Here is an 18,748-nt window from a genome sequence, read left to right on the forward strand (position 1 = left end):
TTCGCAGACATAAAGTAGAAGGACATACATATGGAACATGGCTCAATCAATTACATCGAATTTGCCGCGAAGGATATCGCAGCGACCAAGGCGTTTTTCAGCCAAGTGTTTGCTTGGAAATTTGAAGATTATGGGCCTGAGTATTCTGCTTTTGAAGGGAAAGGCTTAATGGGCGGCTTCTATTTAGCAGATCTGGCGTCGAATACAGATAACGGCGCTGCGCTGATGGTTTTCTATAGCGAAGATCTTGAGCAAACTGAGCGCGATGTGATTGATGCTGGTGGGCAGATAAACCGCGAGGTCTTTAGCTTTCCCGGTGGCAGACGTTTCCATTTTAGAGAGCCAAGTGGTAACGAAATGGCGGTGTGGAGTGACAAATAGCCTTTACTAAGAATTTCTATATTTAGATAAACAAAAGCCTGCGATTAAGCAGGCTTTTTAGTCTGTTCTGTAGAGATAACATTTAACGTGCGATTACGTGCGCTCTGCTAGGTACGCTTCGTAGTCAGGGATCTCAATGATCACTTCTTCTTCAAGCAGTGAAGAGTTAAACAGAAAGTTTGCTGTAGCGCGGTTAGTCGCTACAGGAATGTTCCAAACACTTGCGATACGAAGCAGTGCTTTTACGTCCGGGTCGTGTGGAACGGCATTCAGTGGATCCCAGAAGAAAATCAGCATATCGATTTTGCCTTCTGAAATAAGCGCGCCAAGCTGTTGGTCACCACCCATAGGGCCGCTGATCATGCTCTTAATCGCTAAGCCTGTCTCTTTACTCAGTAGAGAACCCGTAGTGCCCGTTGCATAAAGGAAATGTTTTTGTAGTTTTTCTTTGTTCTCTTTGACCCATCTTAGTAGCTCAGGTTTGAAATGGTCATGAGCGACCAAAGCGATATTCTTATGCGTTGGCATAGTACGCGTCGTTTTTTGCATGAATGTTCCCTAAATTATTGTTTCGTTTTTATTGTTTTGAGTTCTTCAGCCAATATAGCACTATGGATTCACACTGAATACCGGTCGAAACTCAGAAGGTGACAATGAGTCGGCGATAATTTGATCTTTGAGTGTTGCCGGTGTTAGCGTTTCGATAGTTGGTGCGCTATGTTCTTCATAAGGTTGTCCGCGCAAGTAATTCGCGGCTTGTTTTACCGATAGGCGACCTTGCTCAACCATTTTATCTGTTGGCGCAAAAAGAACCTTGTTACGAAGTAAGCCACGGTAAGTTCCGTGACTTAAGTAACTCGAAACCAATCCAATTTCTTTGGTTTTACCTGCCGCTCTCAGCTCACTTATCGCGGCTTCAATAGCAACAGCGCTTCCAACAATATATTGAATATCCGGTTGCTCAATGACTTGCTGTACTAAGTTTCTTTGTAGTTCTTTATCGTTATCTGCCCAATAGCTGATCGCGATTTTGATATCGCTCGACTTGATAGCATCATAAAAGCCAAGTGCAACAGGCTTAGTGCCACCACTTGCTTGTGGGCCAAGTAACAGGGCGATAGGTGTTTCTCCTGACCCTTTAGGGTGTCTCTTCGACAAAAATTCTCCGACTTTGAACCCCATTTGATACCAATCAACTCCGACTGTGCCTTTCAATACCTTCTGTTGCTCTTCATTGATGGTTAACTCATTAACGGTCGCAAACACAGGGGTAGAGCCAACCCAATCTGTAAGGTTGTCGTGATAAGCATTAGGCGAAACTGTGCCTAAAATAATGGCATCTGCTCCCCATTGTGTGCAAAGCACCAGTTGTGAGGCTTGTTTGGCCACGTTAGGGTAACCACCAGCTTCCAAAACTCGGAGTTCGACTTGCTGCTTTGCTGCTTCTGAGACCATGCCGTAGTTGACAGATAACCAGTAAGAGTCTTTTAAGTGCGGATAAATGGCGCAAATTTTCTCTTTGTGTGATGTGGCCTCTGCGGGTTTGATTGGGCTTAAAGGCTCGCTAGCACTTGCAACAGTGGTCACTGAGGCCAGTAGTGAGAGAAGAGTTTTTGAAGTGAAAGGTCTAGATAGCATGAATTGCCGTTTTATTGGTTTTAGATAAGAAACACTGCAAAATATAGCGTATTCTGCAGGGGTAAAGAAGAACGTTTTAAGGTTTAGAGTTTATGTTGTTAGCTTCAGCGAGTATTGGACGCAAGCTGCTGGCCTCATTCTTAGTGATGGCACTGTTGGTTCTATTGTCTGCATTGATCGGTGTTTCTGGTTTTAGCTTTGTAGCAAAAACGGAAAGAAACGTCGTTGATTCGGCGCTTCCTGCCATGATCGAAGCTCGCCAGGTTTCTGAGTTGAGTAATCGCATTATTTCATCGGTACAAACGCTTTCTAATGCGAGAAACGAGGCTGAGCGAAAAGAGGCTGGAACGGTATTGTTCGACCAACTTGAGTCGCTTCTTCAGCACATCAAAGAGCTTGGCGTCGACAGCTTCGATTCTCAACTCCTCAATAAACTCGAAAACAATGTCCAAAGTGTTATTAATACATTGGCTGAGTTGGGGGTGTCGGTTGAACGTAAGCTTTGGTTAAGCAAAGAGCTGTCGTCTCGTGTTGAAGAGATGCGCCTACTTGCCGAAGAACTAGAACAGCTGACGCGAACCCAAGTTTTGAACACGGCGACCATTGCAGTTGCTAACGTAACGCACATTTACGACCTGCTAGAAACTAAAGAAACGGATAAAGCCTACCAAGCCCTAGATGCGCTTGTTGAGGTTGACCTTGATTTGTCTGAACGCCTACACGAATTGCATTTGCTGGCGTTTAAAATGCTTAATCAAATTGAAGAAACACAGACAGTTACCAATGTTGAGCGTATTCATCAAATCCAATCTGAATTTGAATCCAACCTAAGAATCATGGCACGTCGTGTTAAAGCGGTCGAAGATCCTACTCGTTCAGCGCAGATGTCTCAGCTTCTTGAAGAGCTAAGAAAACGCCAAGTCGTGTTTGATATTTCGTTAGAACAATATGAGAACACCAAGAAGTCAGAGTTTCTGATGCAAAACACGCTGGAGTTGTTCTCTCAGCTGAATACAACGGTTAACCAACTGGTTGATGATTCAAACCGAAGCACCAAAGAAGCGGTTGATGAGTTGACCAGCACACTGAATCTGGCTCAATGGTCGCTGTCTGTGATTTCGGTTATTGGTTTGGTAATCGTCGCATTTATCGTGTGGCGAGTGGTGTATATCTCGGTTGTTAAACGTCTTACTGAATACTCATCGGCTTTGATGTCTATCGCACAAGGTCGCCTGAATATTGATATCTCGGTTAAGGGTAATGATGAGTTGGCTCATATGGGCGAGGCGATCATTACCGCCAGAAACACCGCGCAGGCACTGCAAGTGGTCGCGGTGGGCGAAGCAAAAGCGAAACGCGAGCTTGAAGAGCACAAAGAGCATCTCGAAGAGTTGATTACTGATCGAACTTATCAACTGCAAAAAACCAATGAAAAGTTGAATATCGAGGTGGGCAATCACGCTAAAGCCCGCAACGCGGCAGAACAAGCAAGCCGAGCGAAATCCGCTTTCCTTGCGACGATGAGTCATGAAATACGAACGCCGATGAACGGTGTGTTAGGGACCGCGAGATTGCTCAAAGATACAGGGTTAGACCCTCTGCAATCAGGCTATGCTGACATCATTAACCGCAGCGGTAAGAACTTACTGGCGATTTTGAATGACGTGTTGGATTACTCCAAGATAGAAGCGGGGCATTTAGAGATACGCACAGCTTCCTTTGACCTTCATCAGATGGTTCAAGACACCTACCAGCTAATGGAAGGACGAGCCGCCGAGAAGAAGCTAAATTTTGATTTCCATATAGAAAGTGACGTGCAACGTTATTGGCGAGGCGACGTAACACGAATTAGCCAAATCTTAAATAACTTGGTCGGCAATGCGATTAAGTTTACTGAAAGTGGCTCGGTCGATATCTTCATTAGCTTAGATGTCGAAGATCAAAATCGAGTGATGTTTGAAGTGTCTGATACTGGTGTCGGAATTGATGCAAGCGAGCAAGCTTGTCTGTTTGATGCTTTTACCCAAACCGATAGCGGTCGTAACAAAACGGGTGGTACTGGACTCGGGTTAGCGATCAGCAAAAGTATTATGCTGGCAATGAATGGGGATATTGGTGTTCATTCTGAAGAAGGCGAGGGAAGCCAGTTCTGGTTCTCACTGCCACTTGAAGCCGGTGAGATGATAGAAACGAAAGTACCGGTCATTGAAGCGTGTATTCGAGCGCAAGTACTTCTAATTGAAGACAATCCGGTGAACTGCATTGTTGCCGAGGGCTTTTTGAATAACTTAGGCCATGATGTTGTGATAGCGACAACCGGGCAAGAAGCGAGAGCCATATTCAGTGAACAAGAGTTTGATATTGCATTGGTAGACATTAACTTACCAGATTGCGATGGGGTTGAGTTAATTCAACAACTTAAAGATGATGCGCTCCAGCATGTGCAAAGTGCCACCCGCAAAGTTCCACCTATGATTGCAGTATCAGCTCACGTATTCAACGAGGAAGTCGAGAGCTATTTAGCATCAGGATTTGATGGTTTCCTACCTAAGCCACTTGAAAAAGAAGCACTTTCTCAGCTCATCGTTGCTCAACTTGATGGTAAAACACTATTGTTGCCACAGCCCGATCCAAATGATGCTGTTTGTAAGCAAAACGGTAACCGTATTATTACGAGCAACTATGATGAACTGCATTCGGCACAGGTGGCTGATGTTTTGGCAAAACACGCGACGACAACTGACGCTCAAGATGAAGGAGATGCTCCGGTGAAACTGATTGATTCAAAAGTGATCGAGGGCGACCTATCGATCCTTGGGTTAGAGAAAATGAAGCAAATCGTTGTGCTTTTCGAGGAGAGCAGCAACCTTACCTTGAATGAATTAGTCGAGGCGAGTGAAGCCGATAATGGACGAGAAGTGAAGTCTTTAGCGCACAAGCTTAAAGGATCTGCGGGTAGCTTGGGTTTATCAGCACTGTACAGTTTGTGTCAGAGCATTGAAGCAAGCGAAGATCCATTATTGCAGTATAGAGATAACGACCAAGCTTTGTCTGAATTGGTAAAAGGCTCGTTGGAGGCTCTTCTCCCTTATGTTTCTGCGTAATGGTATGAGTTTTTTTTAAACAATACCTAAGCTGCACACCAACAAAAAATCCTCTGTACGAATATTCGTCAGAGGATTTTTTATACCGTGCAAGTTAGCCTTCTTTCAGAACGACTAGCCTTTCAAACTAATCTCTCCCAGAGCTAGAACTAAAACCAAGGCTTACCACTTATTATCTATTTTCAAAGCGGTTGTAATCTAATAAACCAAACTCAATCGGTTGGTTTTGTTGATACCAACGATGCACTCGATCACTGAACGGCCAGAACTCACTAGAACTGCGTCGTACCGCAAACTTGTCTAGCATCGCCACGTAGTCCTCTTCTGTGTTTAAGTTTTGCAGCGTTTTAACCAGAGCAGGTATCTCGCTCTCGGTTAATGAAAGGTAAGCGGCAGGGTAGCTTCCCACAACGCCTCGTACGAGTGTTAAGTCGTCGTTGGCGTAATCACGGTTACCTTCTTCATTAAAAAGGCTAGAAATGTTGCTGTGGGCGTTATTGTGAATCATGGTGAACAGTTGCTCTTCGCCGTTTTCACCTTCAATCATGATCATCACTAACTGAGGAACATGACGTAGGCCCTCTCCCTTAATCAAATTCACTTGATTAAGCAGTGCTTCATTCTTTCTACCCAAACCGGTTTCGACAATATCAAAGCGATTATCAAGCACAGGTGCAAGCTTATCTTTTATCATATTAAGCAGTTCACGTTTAGGATCGGCCGTTTTGTAAACCACACTGGTTGGTTGTTCAAAAGGTGCAATATTACGCTGCAAGTAGTCGCTTAATTGTGTGCTTTGGTTTTTATACCAACTAGAGTGCTCAATATGCCGAACGTCTTTAGGAAGAAGGGTTAAGAAATTACTCTCACCTTCAAGGCGCAAGAAGTCCATGAACATGCGTGTAATCAGTTGGTGGCCAAAGTTACCGTAAACATCGAAGCCTGCAACGAGAAGGTAATGAATGCGTTCTAGAAGAGCGTAATCAAGAATCCACGCAGTCTTAGGTTGTGTGCCAACTAACCCTTGCACAACAGATGCGCTATCAAAATGTCTAAAGATGGTGAGGGCTGCATTTGGGTTGACGCCATCGCCATCCCAAATGATGCCAGTGTCTAGGTTCACGCCACTTTCGAACCATTGATTAGTGAAGTCTGATTTCGCATTTAGGTATCGTGCTTGTTGCTTCGCGTATCTTACCCAGTTTGTGACAGGCACAGTGTTGCTCTTGAGCTCACTAGGTAGCTTTAAGTTTTTCTTTTGGCTCGCGTAGAAGGCATTTATTTCTGGTAAATCGGCTTTCTCGGGGTCAATGAAGAAAATCCAAAAGCGGTCGTTAATCACATTTAGGGCAAGTTGACCACGGCACACTGGCCCCTTGATAAAGGCCATGATGGTGTTTTGAGCGTTGTCTAACATGAAATGGAAACGCGAGTTTACTGGCAGCGCTTCAAACGAAGTCATTGGGTTAGCAGAAACATCAATGTTGTAACTAGGAAGTTGTTTTACAGCGTAGTTAGCATCGACAAACCAGGTATTCCACTTTTGTAGTCGTTCCTTATTGAGTGCGAAAGGCATGTGCGTTTTGTCGACAATGGTGCCTTGCTCTGGAATCAGGCGGTAGTAAACACGGTCTACTTTTGGGTCGTCATAAGGGCGACGAGTTGTTATGCGTTGTACCGCTTCACCTGGAGGTGTTGCAGAGCGAACAAGGGTGAAGAAACGCGTTGGTTGTGCTAGATCAGAAAAATAGACGTGAGATAAAAACAGGTGCTCGTAGATGTAACGAGCTGAAAGTTGGCTCTTATTATCACTTTTATTTAAAAAGCTTTCGTAGACATTAACGAGCTCTTGTTCAGCATCATTCAGTGGAATGTGGTCGTTCATTAATGCGCCATTTTCCAACCAACTCATTAAAGTTGCGTATTCTGTTTTATCTAAATTCGGCATCCCATAAGGCATCCCCCAAGTTGGGTAATCTCTCTCATATTGAGCATACTCTTCAATCGTTGGGCACTGTTGGTCGCGATCGGTTGAAAAGTCGAAACCTTCAAGCTGTGTTTGATCGGGCAGAGGGTGATTCTCTTTCTGAATCAACATGCGAGAAACAAGGCCAGCATCTAGGTTCGCCGTTGAGTTTTGCATGCGCTCGTTGAGAACCGGATGAAAACCCGCATCGCGCCACTCTTGTGTGGTTAAAGCATCTTCAAATAAGCGAGTAGGGGCTGATGCAGTTAAGCGGGTGCCTTGATAAACGAGTGCCTTGCTCGCGCCTCGGTCTATGCCTTCTACTGAAGACATTTTGAGTTGGCAAGGAGCGTCATAACAAGCGTGACAAACCACGCAACGGTTATCAATAATAGGCTTTACTTCGTCAATAAAGTGCTGTGCTTGAGCCGAAAGAATAGGAGCTTGGCGATCGCGTACTTGTTGTTCGCCAAACAGTTCGTCGAAGTTTAAACCCGCGTAGACGGCACAACCTGAGAAGACACTAACAAAAGCTAAAATGAAGAGTTTTTTCAAATTCATACGTATTTATATATTAAGCATTTTCTCTAATTATATCGAAAATGATTGAAAATGCTCATGTTCTAACAATCTTATAGATAAGATCTTGATGGGACTGAGTAACTTGTCGATGCATGTCACTCGCTTTTGCTCGGAAATTAAGGCTTAGACCTAGCTAGATTCAAGTGCCAAGAGCTCACAGCCATGAGCCAAAAGTAAGACTCATTGATTGACGTAACAAACAGAGAAAGGGACGGACAATCGCTCAAACTCTTTGATCCAGCGCCATTGGTTGTCTTGCAGTTTATCTCCTGGGCCTTTGACTTCAATCCAATGAAACCCTTCGTCTTTGAACGCAATCAAATCGGGCATCCCGGTTCTAAATAGCTTTAAGTCACTCAATAAGACTTTGAAGAGTTCGATAATCAAGGCGCTAGGAATAGCTTCCATACTGTGTTCGATGAGTACTTTAGGGAAATGATTCCAATGAACAAAGGGATTGGCGATGCCTTGCTTTTCATCGCAAATATCGAGCAAATGGTTCAGCCCATGTTTGGATATCGTCTGAAAAACAGCTTTAACTTGCTCGGCTCGCTTGTCTACAAAGTCTGAGTGATACAAGTCCAATGGCCGATGCTGGTAACGATTGATAAAAGCACCTTCGACATCAGAGAAAATGACATCCCAGAAAGCCAAACCGAACAAACCACATAGAAAGCTGTTTTCGGAAAAGTAGACATCCCAACCTTGGCTTTCAAAATGTTGTTTTACCGCGAGCTCGACTCGCGTTTGGCTGAGGTCCAATTCTAGTTTTATCTGCGCGCAACTTGGCTTTGAAGGGCGAGGGACCTTGTGGCCCTGTTTCCGTAATAACCTCTGTTCAAGCTTAACCGCGACCTCAAGCTCTGACACATCCAATGGAGTAGCTTGCATTTGCGTGACAATGTCACACATTGAGTCTAATTCATCTTGCTTCTCATAGATGCGCGCAAGTCGCTCTCTGCTCGGAGGAAGTGCAGATTGCTTGAACCAAAAAACAGCTTGGTCATTTTGGTTAAGCCTTTCTAGGTCACGTGCGAGGTCATTGATCAATCGCGATCGTTTTCTAGCAATGCTTCTGTGTTCTGATTCTGCTGGTATCGACTGTAAAAGTTGCTCAAAAAACTCACCGTCTTTGCGGTCTCCTTCTGAATACAAGCGTTGAATATCGCGTATCTGGAGCAATTGATTGAGTTGATCTCTGGAAGTGAAGAAGCGGCGCTGCTTGCTTAATGGATAGTTCTCGAAGGTGTTGAGTCCAAGGTCACTTAACACAAACTGGCTTAGGTCTTGGTAAGTATTGGCGAAGAAGAGAATCAGCAATACATCAATTACTTCGGATTCGACCACGTAAATACAGTCGAAGGGTAGAGTTTGGAACTGCTCAAAAGCTTGTGGTTCAAGGAACGCTAACAGTTGGTCTTTTTTAGCAGTTTTGTTGTTCTTAAGAGACGGGAATACATATAGCAGTTCAGGCTTGGTGAGCAGGTGCAATCCAAGTTCGATCTGAGTGATTTCCAAGTCATGTTTGTTAGTAGGGTGACTTAACGTAATGAAGCCAGAGGTGTTTAACTCTCGTAGTGCACTATTTAAATCAGGAATCTCAACATAGCTGAGTTTATCACTTCGAAACCAGCAGCCCTTGCGAGAAAGCAAACGAACCATTAAACACCGACTAGCAATTGAAAGACGTTTGTATTCAGATAACCAACGGAATTCTTCGTCACTCAAAAGATCGGGGTAGAGTGTTTGAGTGTGTTCAACCAGCCGATTGAAGTTGTCGAGATAGTAAGTAGGGGAGAGCTGAAGAGTGGTTTCGGTCGTCAATGGAGAAGTCGCTTGATACAAAAAGAGCCTAACCCTAAGGTTAAGCTCTTCAGTAACAAATTCAATCTTTTCTGATGATTAAGCTTGTGATGCTTTTAGTTCAGCAACTTTAGCTTCAGAGATTGGCTTAGTGATGATTGCTAGAACAATACACACCGCCATCATAACTGCAGAGATTGTGTAAGCTAGGCCGTAACCTTCGCCGTTTGCCATAGAGAAACCAACAACTGCTGCACCGATAGCGCCGCCGATACCCCATGCCGTGTAAAGCACGCCGTAGTTAGTACCGTAGTTTTTCAGGCCGTAGAATTCAGCTGTAAGTGTTGGGAATACTGCTAGAAGCGTACCGTAACCAACAGCTGCGATAGCCGTACCAATGATTAGCGTGAATTCAGAGTTGAACGTAGCGAATAGAGCCATGTTCGCGCCTTGAAGGATGAACGCTAGAAGTAGAGTGCGTACGCCACCGATTTTATCTGCAAGCATACCCGCAGCAACACGGCCGCCTGAGTTGAATACTGCAAGGATAGACGCTAGGTAAACTGCGTTTGGCAGGTTAGCTTGAACGCTAGCAATCGTAGTGATGTTACCGATGATCATTAGGCCAACAGATGCAGCGAACGCGTACATGATCCATAGAGAGTAGAACTGAGGAGTTTTCAGCATTACTTTCCAAGTTAGGTCTTCAGTCTTCTTAACCGCTTTAGGAGCTTGGCCTGCTTTTACTTTAGGCTCAGCTGGCGTGTAATCCGCTGGTGGGTTGTTGATTGTTGCTGCTAGAGGTACTGCGATTGCAAGTACACCAACACCAAGAATCATAAAGCTAGTTTGGATACCCATGCTGTCGATTAGCGCAGAAGTTACTGGTGCTAGGTAGATAGCTGCAAGACCGAAGCCTGCTGCGATAAGACCGTTAACCATACCTTTCTTAGAAGAATGGAACCATTTCATTGCTGATGGAGAAAGACATGCGTAACCGAAGCCGATACCTGCACCTGTCATAACACCGAACGTGATGTTCAGCATCATAGGTGTTGTAGCGAAACCAGAAGCAATCATGCCTAGGCCTGTAAGCGCTGTACCTAGGATAAGGATCTTACGTGGACCCATACGGTCTTGTAGGATGCCCGCAACAAGAAGACAAACAGAGAATGTGATAGTTGCAATAGCGTAAGGAGAAGATGCTTCAGCAGCACTCCAACCAGCTTCAGTTACTAGCGCTTTGTTAAATACACTCCAAGCATACAGGATGCCAAGACAAAGGTTGATACAGAAGCCTGCTAGCAGGATACGTGTTGCTTTATCAATCTTGCTCATTTTTATTCTCAGTTTTGTCATCGGTTAGTGGAGAGCCACTTAACTAAAGACGGGTTATTGTGATTGTTTCTTCAAAATTAGTTTGCGTTTATCAACAGATGGCGCAAAAGAGCGCGGATTATAACCAATAAAAATGTGATTGGAATCTCTTTTTCCATTTTTGGTAAATTAAATTTAGTTTGTTAATGGGTTGTTTTTCATTGGTTTTCAAAATGTTTTTAACACCTTTCTATTTTGTTCTTTTTCGCCCTGTCACCCAATTATTCCTGGGATTTCGAGGTGATCACTTTTTAGTAGACTCGTATTCCGTGCGGATATCACAGAGTTGCAAATAATTTTAATTAATTTCTAAGGTTAAATTTGTGTAACAAAATAAATCGAAGTAGTGCTTTTTTCATATGAGACAAGGAGTAACGGAGTTCTATTAGAAATGGGATGTTAACTAGTTGTTAATGGTGGTTTTTGTGGGTGCTTTTGCTTACATTTTGTTCGATCTGAGGGGTTGTGTTGTTGGGAAAAAGTGGGAAAATAGTACGTAAACTGAGATTCCAAAAATGAAAGGATGCGTTTCTAGTCTATTACGAGGCGAGTATTATGAAACTATTTTTAATTCTATTGATGTCGATTACTGGTGGTGTAGCAGCTGCTGATCATATTCATTCTTTCTTGTTCGGCTTCTACGTTGCGGCATTGGCTGTAGGCAGTTGTTACTGGCTTGCATTCCGCAGCACGCGTTTCCCACAGTTGGCATTAGTGCTATTGATGTGTGGCTTTTTTGCGAAGATTGCAGTGACGGTTATCGGTGTTTCTTGGGGTATCTCGAACGATATCATTCAATCGCCGTTCATTTTCTCATTGTCATACCTGTTCTTCTTAGTGGTTGTGTCTTATGTTTGGTTTGCATACCGCGATAAACTGACGATGAAAAAGCGCGCTAAACAGGTAGAAGAGTCTCGCAAACAAGCGGCAGCATAATTCGATTTGATTCTTAAAAAGCCTTCTTCGGAAGGCTTTTTTGATCCAGAGATAGTCTATATGGCTGCAGATAAAAGAAACCCCAGTATGGTGACGTACTGGGGTTTCTTGTTTATTAATCCTTGATGAAGAACGTTTACTTCTTCATCATCTTAGCGAGATCGGCGAACGGGTTGTGTGTTGCTGACTGATGATCATCTAAACTCGCTTTTGCATCCACACCATAACGCTCATGATCAGTGTATTTTGAATGCTCATGATCGTGACAGTATAGGCACAGTAGCTCCCAGTTACTGCCATCTTCAGGGTTGTTTGTATGGTCGTGATCCACGTGGTGAACGGTAAGCTCTCGGAGGTTTGAGTAAACAAATTCACGCGCACATTTACCACAAACCCAAGGGTACAGTTTTAGTGCTTTTTCGCGGTAGCCTTTCTCTTGGCGAGCATACGCTGCACTCGAACCTGTGAAATCAGAAGACATTGCCAAATCCTTATCAATTGTAATATCCCGATTTTATCACAGCTTTCTTGAAGCTGTTGGTATGTCGTTCGTAAAATCATGGCTAAATGATGCGGTGGATTTATCGATATTAGATTGAAGTTTGAATACAGACCTACCTTCTACACACTAACGCTTAAGCGGGTTATGTCTTTCTGGAATAAGCCATGCTTAACAGTTTGAAAATAAATCGTATTCAGGGGTTTTAACCACAGGCATGTGACCTAATATCAGTTTGTGAGACCCTATATTAATAAGGAAATATCATGTCAGAACAATACACTCCGCCAAAAGTTTGGGTTAACGATACTGCTGGTGGTAACAAGTGGGCAAACATCAATAGTCCTGAATCTGGAGCTCGCTTTGATAAAGAGCTTCCTGTTGGTGACCATGCTTTTCAATTGTATTCTCTCGGCACACCTAACGGTCAAAAAGTCACTATCTTACTGGAAGAGTTGTTAGCGGCGGGTGTTGAAGAAGCTGAATATGATGCGTACTTGATCAACATCGGTGAGGCTGATCAGTTCTCATCCGGCTTTGTTGGAGTGAATCCAAATTCTAAAATACCAGCGCTTGTCGACAAGTCGGGTGATGAAGACGTTAATGTTTTCGAATCGGCATCTATCTTGATGCATTTAGCTGAAAAATTTGGTCACTTCTTACCAAAAGAAGGGGCAGCAAGAACACAAACCATTAATTGGTTGTTCTGGGCACAAGGTTCAGCCCCATTCCTAGGTGGAGGCTTTGGCCATTTCTATGCTTACGCTGATGAAAAGCAAGAGTACCCAATTAACCGCTTTGCGATGGAAGCTAAGCGTCAGCTAGACGTGTTAGATAAACAACTCGCTAATAACACATTTGTGGCAGGTGAAGAGCTAAGCATCGCTGATATCGCGATTTGGCCATGGTATGGCAACCTTGTGCTTGGCAAAATCTACGATGCTGCTGAGTTCCTACAGGTTGAGTCTTACACCAACGTTGTGCGCTGGGCGAAGCAACTAGAAGCGCGTGAAGGCTTCCAACGAGGTCGAGTGGTTAACCGTTCATTTGGCGAAGAGTGGGAGCAAGTACCAGAGCGCCATTCTGCGGAAGACATTGATAAAGTTTTGAAACTAAAGCCGTAATATCGATATAGTTAGTTCTATATATCGTTAGATAGGAAGCGCCATGTATCGTTTTGTATATGGCGCTTTTTTGATCCTGTTACTTGGCAAATTGATTCAAATTTAAAGTTATTATTACAAATTAGTAAAAGTGATTTTATTTAAATTGGGATTATCATTAATTCTGTTATAAATATAATGCGCTCCATCAGAAAGATTTTGCCTTTTGGCATGGTGGGTAAGCGAATGTTGAAACAGAAAGAAAAAATTGTTGTGGTTGGTGGAGGTGCTGCTGGCCTTGAATTGGTTACGCGTTTAGGTCGTGACAAACGTTATGATGTGACACTCGTTGAGCCGTCGTCACATCACTACTGGAAACCGCGCTTGCACGAAATCGCAGCAGGAACATTCGACGAAGAGCTCGACGCTGTTAGCTACTTCCAGCATGCATCTTGTAATGGCTACACTTACGTTCAAGCTTCAATGAGTGGCTTAGAGCGTGCTAACAAAGTTATCCAGTTGAACCACTTTAGCGGTACGACTCAAGATCTCGAATACGACTATCTCGTTATCGCTGTAGGTGCTATCAGCAATGACTTTAAAACAGAAGGTGTCAGTGAACACTGTTTATTCCTCGATTCAGCAGGGCAAGCACAGAAAGCTTGGCAGGAAATCAACCCTCTACTGAGATCAAGCAGTCGGCGTAAAATTTCAATTGTTGGCGCAGGTGCAACTGGTGTTGAGCTGGCGGCTGAGCTGGTAAAAGTGAGCGCCAAGCTACAGCGTTATCGCCAGGAAGGTAGCCTTGAAATCACCTTAATTGAAGCGGCAGAACGCGTGTTACCTGCTGGGCCAGAATGTATGTCGAAACGAGTTCATGAAGCTCTGGTAAAACAAGGCATTAACGTTAGAACTGGGACTCGAATTCAAAGAGCAGAAGAGGCGAAATTAGTCACTTCAGAAGAAGAGGTTATTTCAGCAGATCTGCAAGTATGGGCTGCTGGTATTAAATGTGCGGATTGGCTAAGTGAATTAGACGGTTTAGAAACGAATCGAATCAATCAATTAGTCGTTGAGCAGACACTAAGAACGACCAACGATAGCGATATTTTTGTGATTGGTGATAGTGCAGAGTGTCCGCAACCGGATGGTTCTTTTGTTCCACCAAGAGCTCAAGCTGCGAATCAAGCCGCAGGTCACTTGGCTCAGCAGTTCAAGCGTTTAGCGAAAGGCAAGGCGTTACAGCCCTTTGTTTTCCACGATGGAGGCATGTTGGTAGCGGTTGGGCATGACTATGCAGTCGGTGCTCTCATGAATGACAGAGTACTTTTGCGGGGTAGATTAGTACGAAACCTTTACGACACTATTTTCCGTTTGCATCAGCGAGTCTTGTTTAGTTGGGGCAGAGTGACAGCACTAGTCGTCTTAAAGAGACTTAAATGCGCACTAAACCCATACAGTAAAAAGATTTAGTCATCGGGTATTTGTTCTAGGAATCAATACTCAAACTGATTCATCCTTATAAAACGCCACGCTCAGAATTGAGTGTGGCGTTTTTTTTAGAGATCGCTCCGGTTGTTCAATCGTGGCGAGTTTACTTTCCTATAGATACAGATTCTAAAGCTCCCCCTAAAACAACAATTTTACTTCTCGTTAATGATCAAAATTTGTTTTCCAAGAATTAATTGTTATGTTATAACGTACCAACTAAATTCTTGGTGAGTATTATAAAAGGAAAAATACAGTGAATAAAAAATTGGTTTCTCTAGCGATTGGTAGCATTCTTTCTGCCCCTGTTTTTGCTGATACGCTGTCAAACCCACAAATTGGCGTTGTACTTGATGGTTACTATCAGGACGGACAGCGTAATAACTCGGAGCGTGACGAAGGCTTTGGTCTTGGCCATACCGAACTCAACATGTCTGCGAATATTGATGACAAGTTTTATGGCTCTTTGACTACAGTTATTGAAACTCACGATGATGAGACTGAATTACTGCTCGAAGAAGCTTTCATTGAAACACTGACGATGCCTTACGGTTTAAGCATTCGAGGTGGTCGTTTCCTATCAGATTTTGGTTACCTGAATAACCAACATATGCATACTGATAGCTTTGTTGAGCGTCCTGCGGCTTACCGCACATTCTTAGGCTCTCATTATTACGATGATGGTGTTCGTGCGAACATCGTTCTTCCTACAGATCTGTATGTGAAGTTTGGTGTTGAAGCGCTAAGTGGTAGCAAGATGTCTTCTGTTGATGATGGCTCTGACGTTGGTGTTTACACTACAACTCTTAAGCTGGGTGACGACTTTTCAGAGTCATCAAGCTGGCAGTTTGGTCTGAGCTACTTACGAAATGAAAACGGGAAAGTTCGTGAGTTTGGAGACCATGATCACGGGCATGACCATGACCACGATCATAGCCACGGCGCAGCGGTAACGGGCTCAAACTTATACGGTGCTGATTTTGTATGGAAGTGGGCTCCAAACGGTAACTACAAATACCAAAACTTCACGCTTGCAGCTGAGTACATGCTGTTGGATGGCATCGTTGATGACAAATACAAAAATGATGCGGAATCACCAGATACGCTAGCAGGCTATTATGTATCGGGTGTTTACCGATTCAGCCCAAGCTGGTCTGCTGGCCTGCGCTATGGTGAAGCGGAAAGCTATGATGGACACGCACATGGTGACCACATGCACTTTACTGCAATGAACGACAAAGAAGCGGATGCAATGATCGCTTGGGACTCATCTCATTTTGGTACAGTTAGAGCGCAATACTCTCGTGTTGAAAACCAAAGTAAAGAGACAGATAACGTATTTACCCTTCAGTATGTGATGACCTTTGGGGCGCACGGTGCTCATGCATTCTAGGAAATCTCTACTTACAATGGCAGCAGGTGTTGCCATTGTATCCTCATCTATAATTGTATCTTCGCCTGCAATGGCGTTGAATATTTTCGTTTGTGAGCCTGAATGGCAAGCACTTGTTCACAGTCACGCTCCTGATGCCAACATCTACTCGGCGACTACGGCTAAACAAGACCCGCACTATGTTCAAGCAAGACCGTCACTTATTGCCAAAATGCGTCAAGCAGATATGGCGATGTGCTCGGGGTCTGAATTAGAAGTAGGCTGGTTGCCAATGTTGCAAGTACGCAGTGGTAATCCTGTGGTTCAAGATAGCGCGCCAACCATGTTATACGCAAGCGGTATGGTTGGTATGCTTGATACCCATGAACATGTAGATCGGAGCATGGGAGACATCCACGCTCATGGAAATCCACATGTTCAGTTTGCTGCTGAGTATATGATTCCTATCTCCAGAGAAGTCACCAAACGTTTACAACTGGTTGATCCTGACAATGCACATATCTACATGCGAAATGGCATGAAGTTTCGTGCCAACTGGCGTAATAAATTGGCAGAGTGGGAAACCAAAGCTGAGCCGTTACAAGGTAAAAAAGTAGTCGGTTATCATGCCACGTATCGCTACCTCTTTGACTGGCTAGATATGGCGCAAATTGCTGATTTAGAACCAAAGCCTGGGATATCACCGACTACGTCGCATTTGCAGTCATTGACTAAGTTGGATCCTGCTTCGTTTGATGCGATTGTGTATTCATCACATCAAGATAAGCGTCCTGCTAATTGGCTCAATCAACAAACCGGTAAACCTATGGTTCAGTTACCACTTTCAGTTTCAGAAGGACAGAGCTTAGACGAGATGTACGATCAAGTGATTGATGATCTGTTGGATACATTGGTCGATTCAGAAACACCTAAGAGCTCGTGATGTGGATGGAATATAGCTGGCTGGCACCTGCCGTATTGTGTGGTTTGATTGCATTAGTCGGTAACATCGTGCTTGGAGAGCAAGTCCTCAAACGCCAGATCATCTTTATTGATCTCGCTGTCGCGCAAGTGGCTGCCCTTGGCGCTGCTTTGAGTCAATATTGGTTGAGCCGATATGCACTGTTTAGCGGCTCTTGGTTTGCAGAGATGATTGGCCCGTGGGTCATGTCATTGTTGCTATGCGGATTAATTGCGTTAATGGAAAAGCGTTACAAACAACACTTAGAACCAATGATAGGAAGTTTGTTTGTGGTATCGGCTTCATTAGCGATATTACTGGTAAGCAAAGATCCTCATGGTGCCGATTTTATTCAAGGCATTCTCAACGGGCAGCTGTTGTGGTCTACCTGGGATGACGTTTGGCCATTGGCAATAATCACGGCCGCGATGTTGGTGTTAATTAGCGTAAAGCCTGAATTTATGCAGGGTAGTGGCTTTTATCTTATCTTTGCTATTTTGATGCCGATCACCGTAAAGCTGACTGGTATATATTTGGAGTTTGCGTTACTGGTGATTCCCGCGTTGTGTGCAGCTGCGTATAAAGGTGTTCAGTTCTTTATCGCGAGTATTGGGATTGGCACTGTCGGTATTTTATCGGGCTTAGCGGTGTCGGCTTATTATGACTTACCGAGTGGCGCCAGCATTGTCATTACGTTGTTTCTTGCAGGGGTAATATTTAATACGGTGTCATTATTTCTTCGATACCTGCGAATTAACCGAACTGAACATATATGTCGAACTGACTAGGCTACTCTTCTGATGACTGATGACTGATGACTGATGACTGATGACATTGAGCTTGATAGCTCAAGGTATATAGTTTGTAAGCATATCGAAGGTAGAGCGAAAGACCGTGGGCATGAAACCGTTCATTTCTATAGAACAGGTGGTACTGGCATATTATATTTAGATTTAGCTATTGGAGGCTATTTAGGTATAAAATCGCATCATCATAATTCTAAAGGATGGTGCCATGTACCACGGTCATATCTATTTCCCTCTGCGATTTGCAGAGCAAGCAGAAACACTGCGTCAAAAGATTCTATCTGAGCGTAAAGATGTATTAGAGACTTTCCCATTAATACAGCGCTTGGTTGGCCCGCATAAGATGCCGATGTTTGAGATTCATTTTGCGAACAAAGAGTCGGGCATTGTTGAGTGGTTGGAGCAAGAACGCGGTGATATGTCGGTGCTTATTCACCCGGTAACCGGTGGCGAAGAAACTTTGGATCACACAGTACGCGCGATTTGGCTTGGTCGTGAGCTGGGTGTCTTTGAAGAAACGCTGACTAGCTAATTTAATTCGCGTCCGACAGTACGTACCTAATCAACGTACTTAGTAAATATCGCTGCTGTCGGGCGTAGCTCTCAGATTCTTCTCCAAATAAAATATCCTCCTTCAATTATAAATCTTTCCTGCTGATCCTCAATTATGCTCTGCGATTCCTCAGTTAGCTAATACATCAAACACTCCATTTACTGGAGCCATTTCCCTTT

Annotated in this window: 15 protein-coding genes; 9 read left to right on the top strand and 6 right to left on the bottom strand. The window is 43.9% G+C overall.

The features are described 5' to 3' along the window. The first annotated feature begins 30 nt into the window (after positions 1-30). A complete protein-coding gene (locus FTW16_RS03890; protein WP_146490120.1) occupies positions 31-381 on the top strand; it encodes a VOC family protein in 351 nt (116 codons plus the stop codon). A 93-nt stretch (positions 382-474) separates the two neighbouring features. On the opposite strand, the gene FTW16_RS03895 is transcribed toward FTW16_RS03890, so the two are convergent. Together FTW16_RS03895 and torT are read right to left on the bottom strand one after the other, a co-directional pair. Next, positions 475-930, bottom strand: a complete 456-nt coding sequence (locus tag FTW16_RS03895) for a methylglyoxal synthase (protein WP_052880060.1) — start codon at positions 928-930, stop codon at positions 475-477. A 60-nt stretch (positions 931-990) separates the two neighbouring features. After that, the gene (gene torT / locus FTW16_RS03900; RefSeq protein ID WP_146490121.1) at positions 991-2,019 is read right to left on the bottom strand and encodes a TMAO reductase system periplasmic protein TorT; all 1,029 of its coding nucleotides are present in this window, start codon (positions 2,017-2,019) and stop codon (positions 991-993) included. A 92-nt stretch (positions 2,020-2,111) separates the two neighbouring features. On the opposite strand from torT, the gene torS reads away from it, so the two are divergent. Then, the gene (gene torS / locus FTW16_RS03905) at positions 2,112-5,123 is read left to right on the top strand and encodes a TMAO reductase system sensor histidine kinase/response regulator TorS (protein ID WP_146490122.1); all 3,012 of its coding nucleotides are present in this window, start codon (positions 2,112-2,114) and stop codon (positions 5,121-5,123) included. A 172-nt stretch (positions 5,124-5,295) separates the two neighbouring features. Here torS and FTW16_RS03910 read toward each other — a convergent pair whose 3' ends face one another. The 3 genes from FTW16_RS03910 to FTW16_RS03920 form a co-directional block, all read right to left on the bottom strand. After that, positions 5,296-7,650 (bottom strand): fatty acid cis/trans isomerase, encoded by a 2,355-nt coding sequence (locus tag FTW16_RS03910; RefSeq protein ID WP_146490123.1) that lies wholly within the window; start codon positions 7,648-7,650, stop codon positions 5,296-5,298. 201 nt (positions 7,651-7,851) lie between these two features. Further along, entirely contained in the window at positions 7,852-9,516 is a 1,665-nt protein-coding gene (locus FTW16_RS03915; protein WP_146490124.1) for a VRR-NUC domain-containing protein, read from the bottom strand. A 57-nt stretch (positions 9,517-9,573) separates the two neighbouring features. Then, positions 9,574-10,812 carry an OFA family MFS transporter gene (locus FTW16_RS03920; RefSeq protein WP_061017387.1) on the bottom strand — a complete coding sequence of 413 codons (1,239 nt, stop codon included), beginning with the start codon at positions 10,810-10,812 and terminating at the stop codon, positions 9,574-9,576. Between the two features lie 594 nt (positions 10,813-11,406). On the opposite strand from FTW16_RS03920, the gene FTW16_RS03925 reads away from it, so the two are divergent. After that, on the top strand, positions 11,407-11,787 hold the full coding sequence (locus FTW16_RS03925) for an NADH:ubiquinone oxidoreductase (RefSeq protein WP_146490125.1): 381 nt from the start codon (positions 11,407-11,409) through the stop codon (positions 11,785-11,787). A gap of 136 nt (positions 11,788-11,923) precedes the next feature. Here the strand turns inward: FTW16_RS03925 and FTW16_RS03930 are convergent, their stop codons facing one another. Next, on the bottom strand, positions 11,924-12,268 hold the full coding sequence (locus FTW16_RS03930; protein ID WP_017060876.1) for a YajD family HNH nuclease: 345 nt from the start codon (positions 12,266-12,268) through the stop codon (positions 11,924-11,926). A 284-nt stretch (positions 12,269-12,552) separates the two neighbouring features. Here FTW16_RS03930 and yghU point away from each other — a divergent pair, with 284 nt between their 5' ends. From yghU to FTW16_RS03960, 6 genes are all read left to right on the top strand, one after another. Continuing rightward, on the top strand, positions 12,553-13,410 hold the full coding sequence (gene yghU, locus FTW16_RS03935; RefSeq protein WP_146490126.1) for a glutathione-dependent disulfide-bond oxidoreductase: 858 nt from the start codon (positions 12,553-12,555) through the stop codon (positions 13,408-13,410). 225 nt (positions 13,411-13,635) lie between these two features. Then, positions 13,636-14,862, top strand: coding sequence for an NAD(P)/FAD-dependent oxidoreductase (locus FTW16_RS03940; protein WP_146490127.1), 1,227 nt, complete (start codon positions 13,636-13,638; stop codon positions 14,860-14,862). Between the two features lie 271 nt (positions 14,863-15,133). Continuing rightward, on the top strand, positions 15,134-16,270 hold the full coding sequence (locus FTW16_RS03945) for a hypothetical protein (RefSeq protein ID WP_146490128.1): 1,137 nt from the start codon (positions 15,134-15,136) through the stop codon (positions 16,268-16,270). A gap of 16 nt (positions 16,271-16,286) precedes the next feature. Then, the gene (locus tag FTW16_RS03950; RefSeq protein WP_146490204.1) at positions 16,287-17,192 is read left to right on the top strand and encodes a metal ABC transporter solute-binding protein, Zn/Mn family; all 906 of its coding nucleotides are present in this window, start codon (positions 16,287-16,289) and stop codon (positions 17,190-17,192) included. Next, positions 17,192-17,998 carry a metal ABC transporter permease gene (locus tag FTW16_RS03955; RefSeq protein WP_146490129.1) on the top strand — a complete coding sequence of 269 codons (807 nt, stop codon included), beginning with the start codon at positions 17,192-17,194 and terminating at the stop codon, positions 17,996-17,998. Before FTW16_RS03950 ends, FTW16_RS03955 begins: the two co-directional genes overlap by 1 nt. Before the next feature lie 226 nt (positions 17,999-18,224). Then, positions 18,225-18,548 carry a DOPA 4,5-dioxygenase family protein gene (locus FTW16_RS03960; RefSeq protein ID WP_017079771.1) on the top strand — a complete coding sequence of 108 codons (324 nt, stop codon included), beginning with the start codon at positions 18,225-18,227 and terminating at the stop codon, positions 18,546-18,548. Positions 18,549-18,748 lie beyond the last annotated feature (200 nt).

Origin of the sequence: Vibrio sp. T20, assembly GCF_007858795.1 — a bacterium.
In the GTDB taxonomy this organism is placed as follows: domain Bacteria; phylum Pseudomonadota; class Gammaproteobacteria; order Enterobacterales; family Vibrionaceae; genus Vibrio; species Vibrio satsumensis.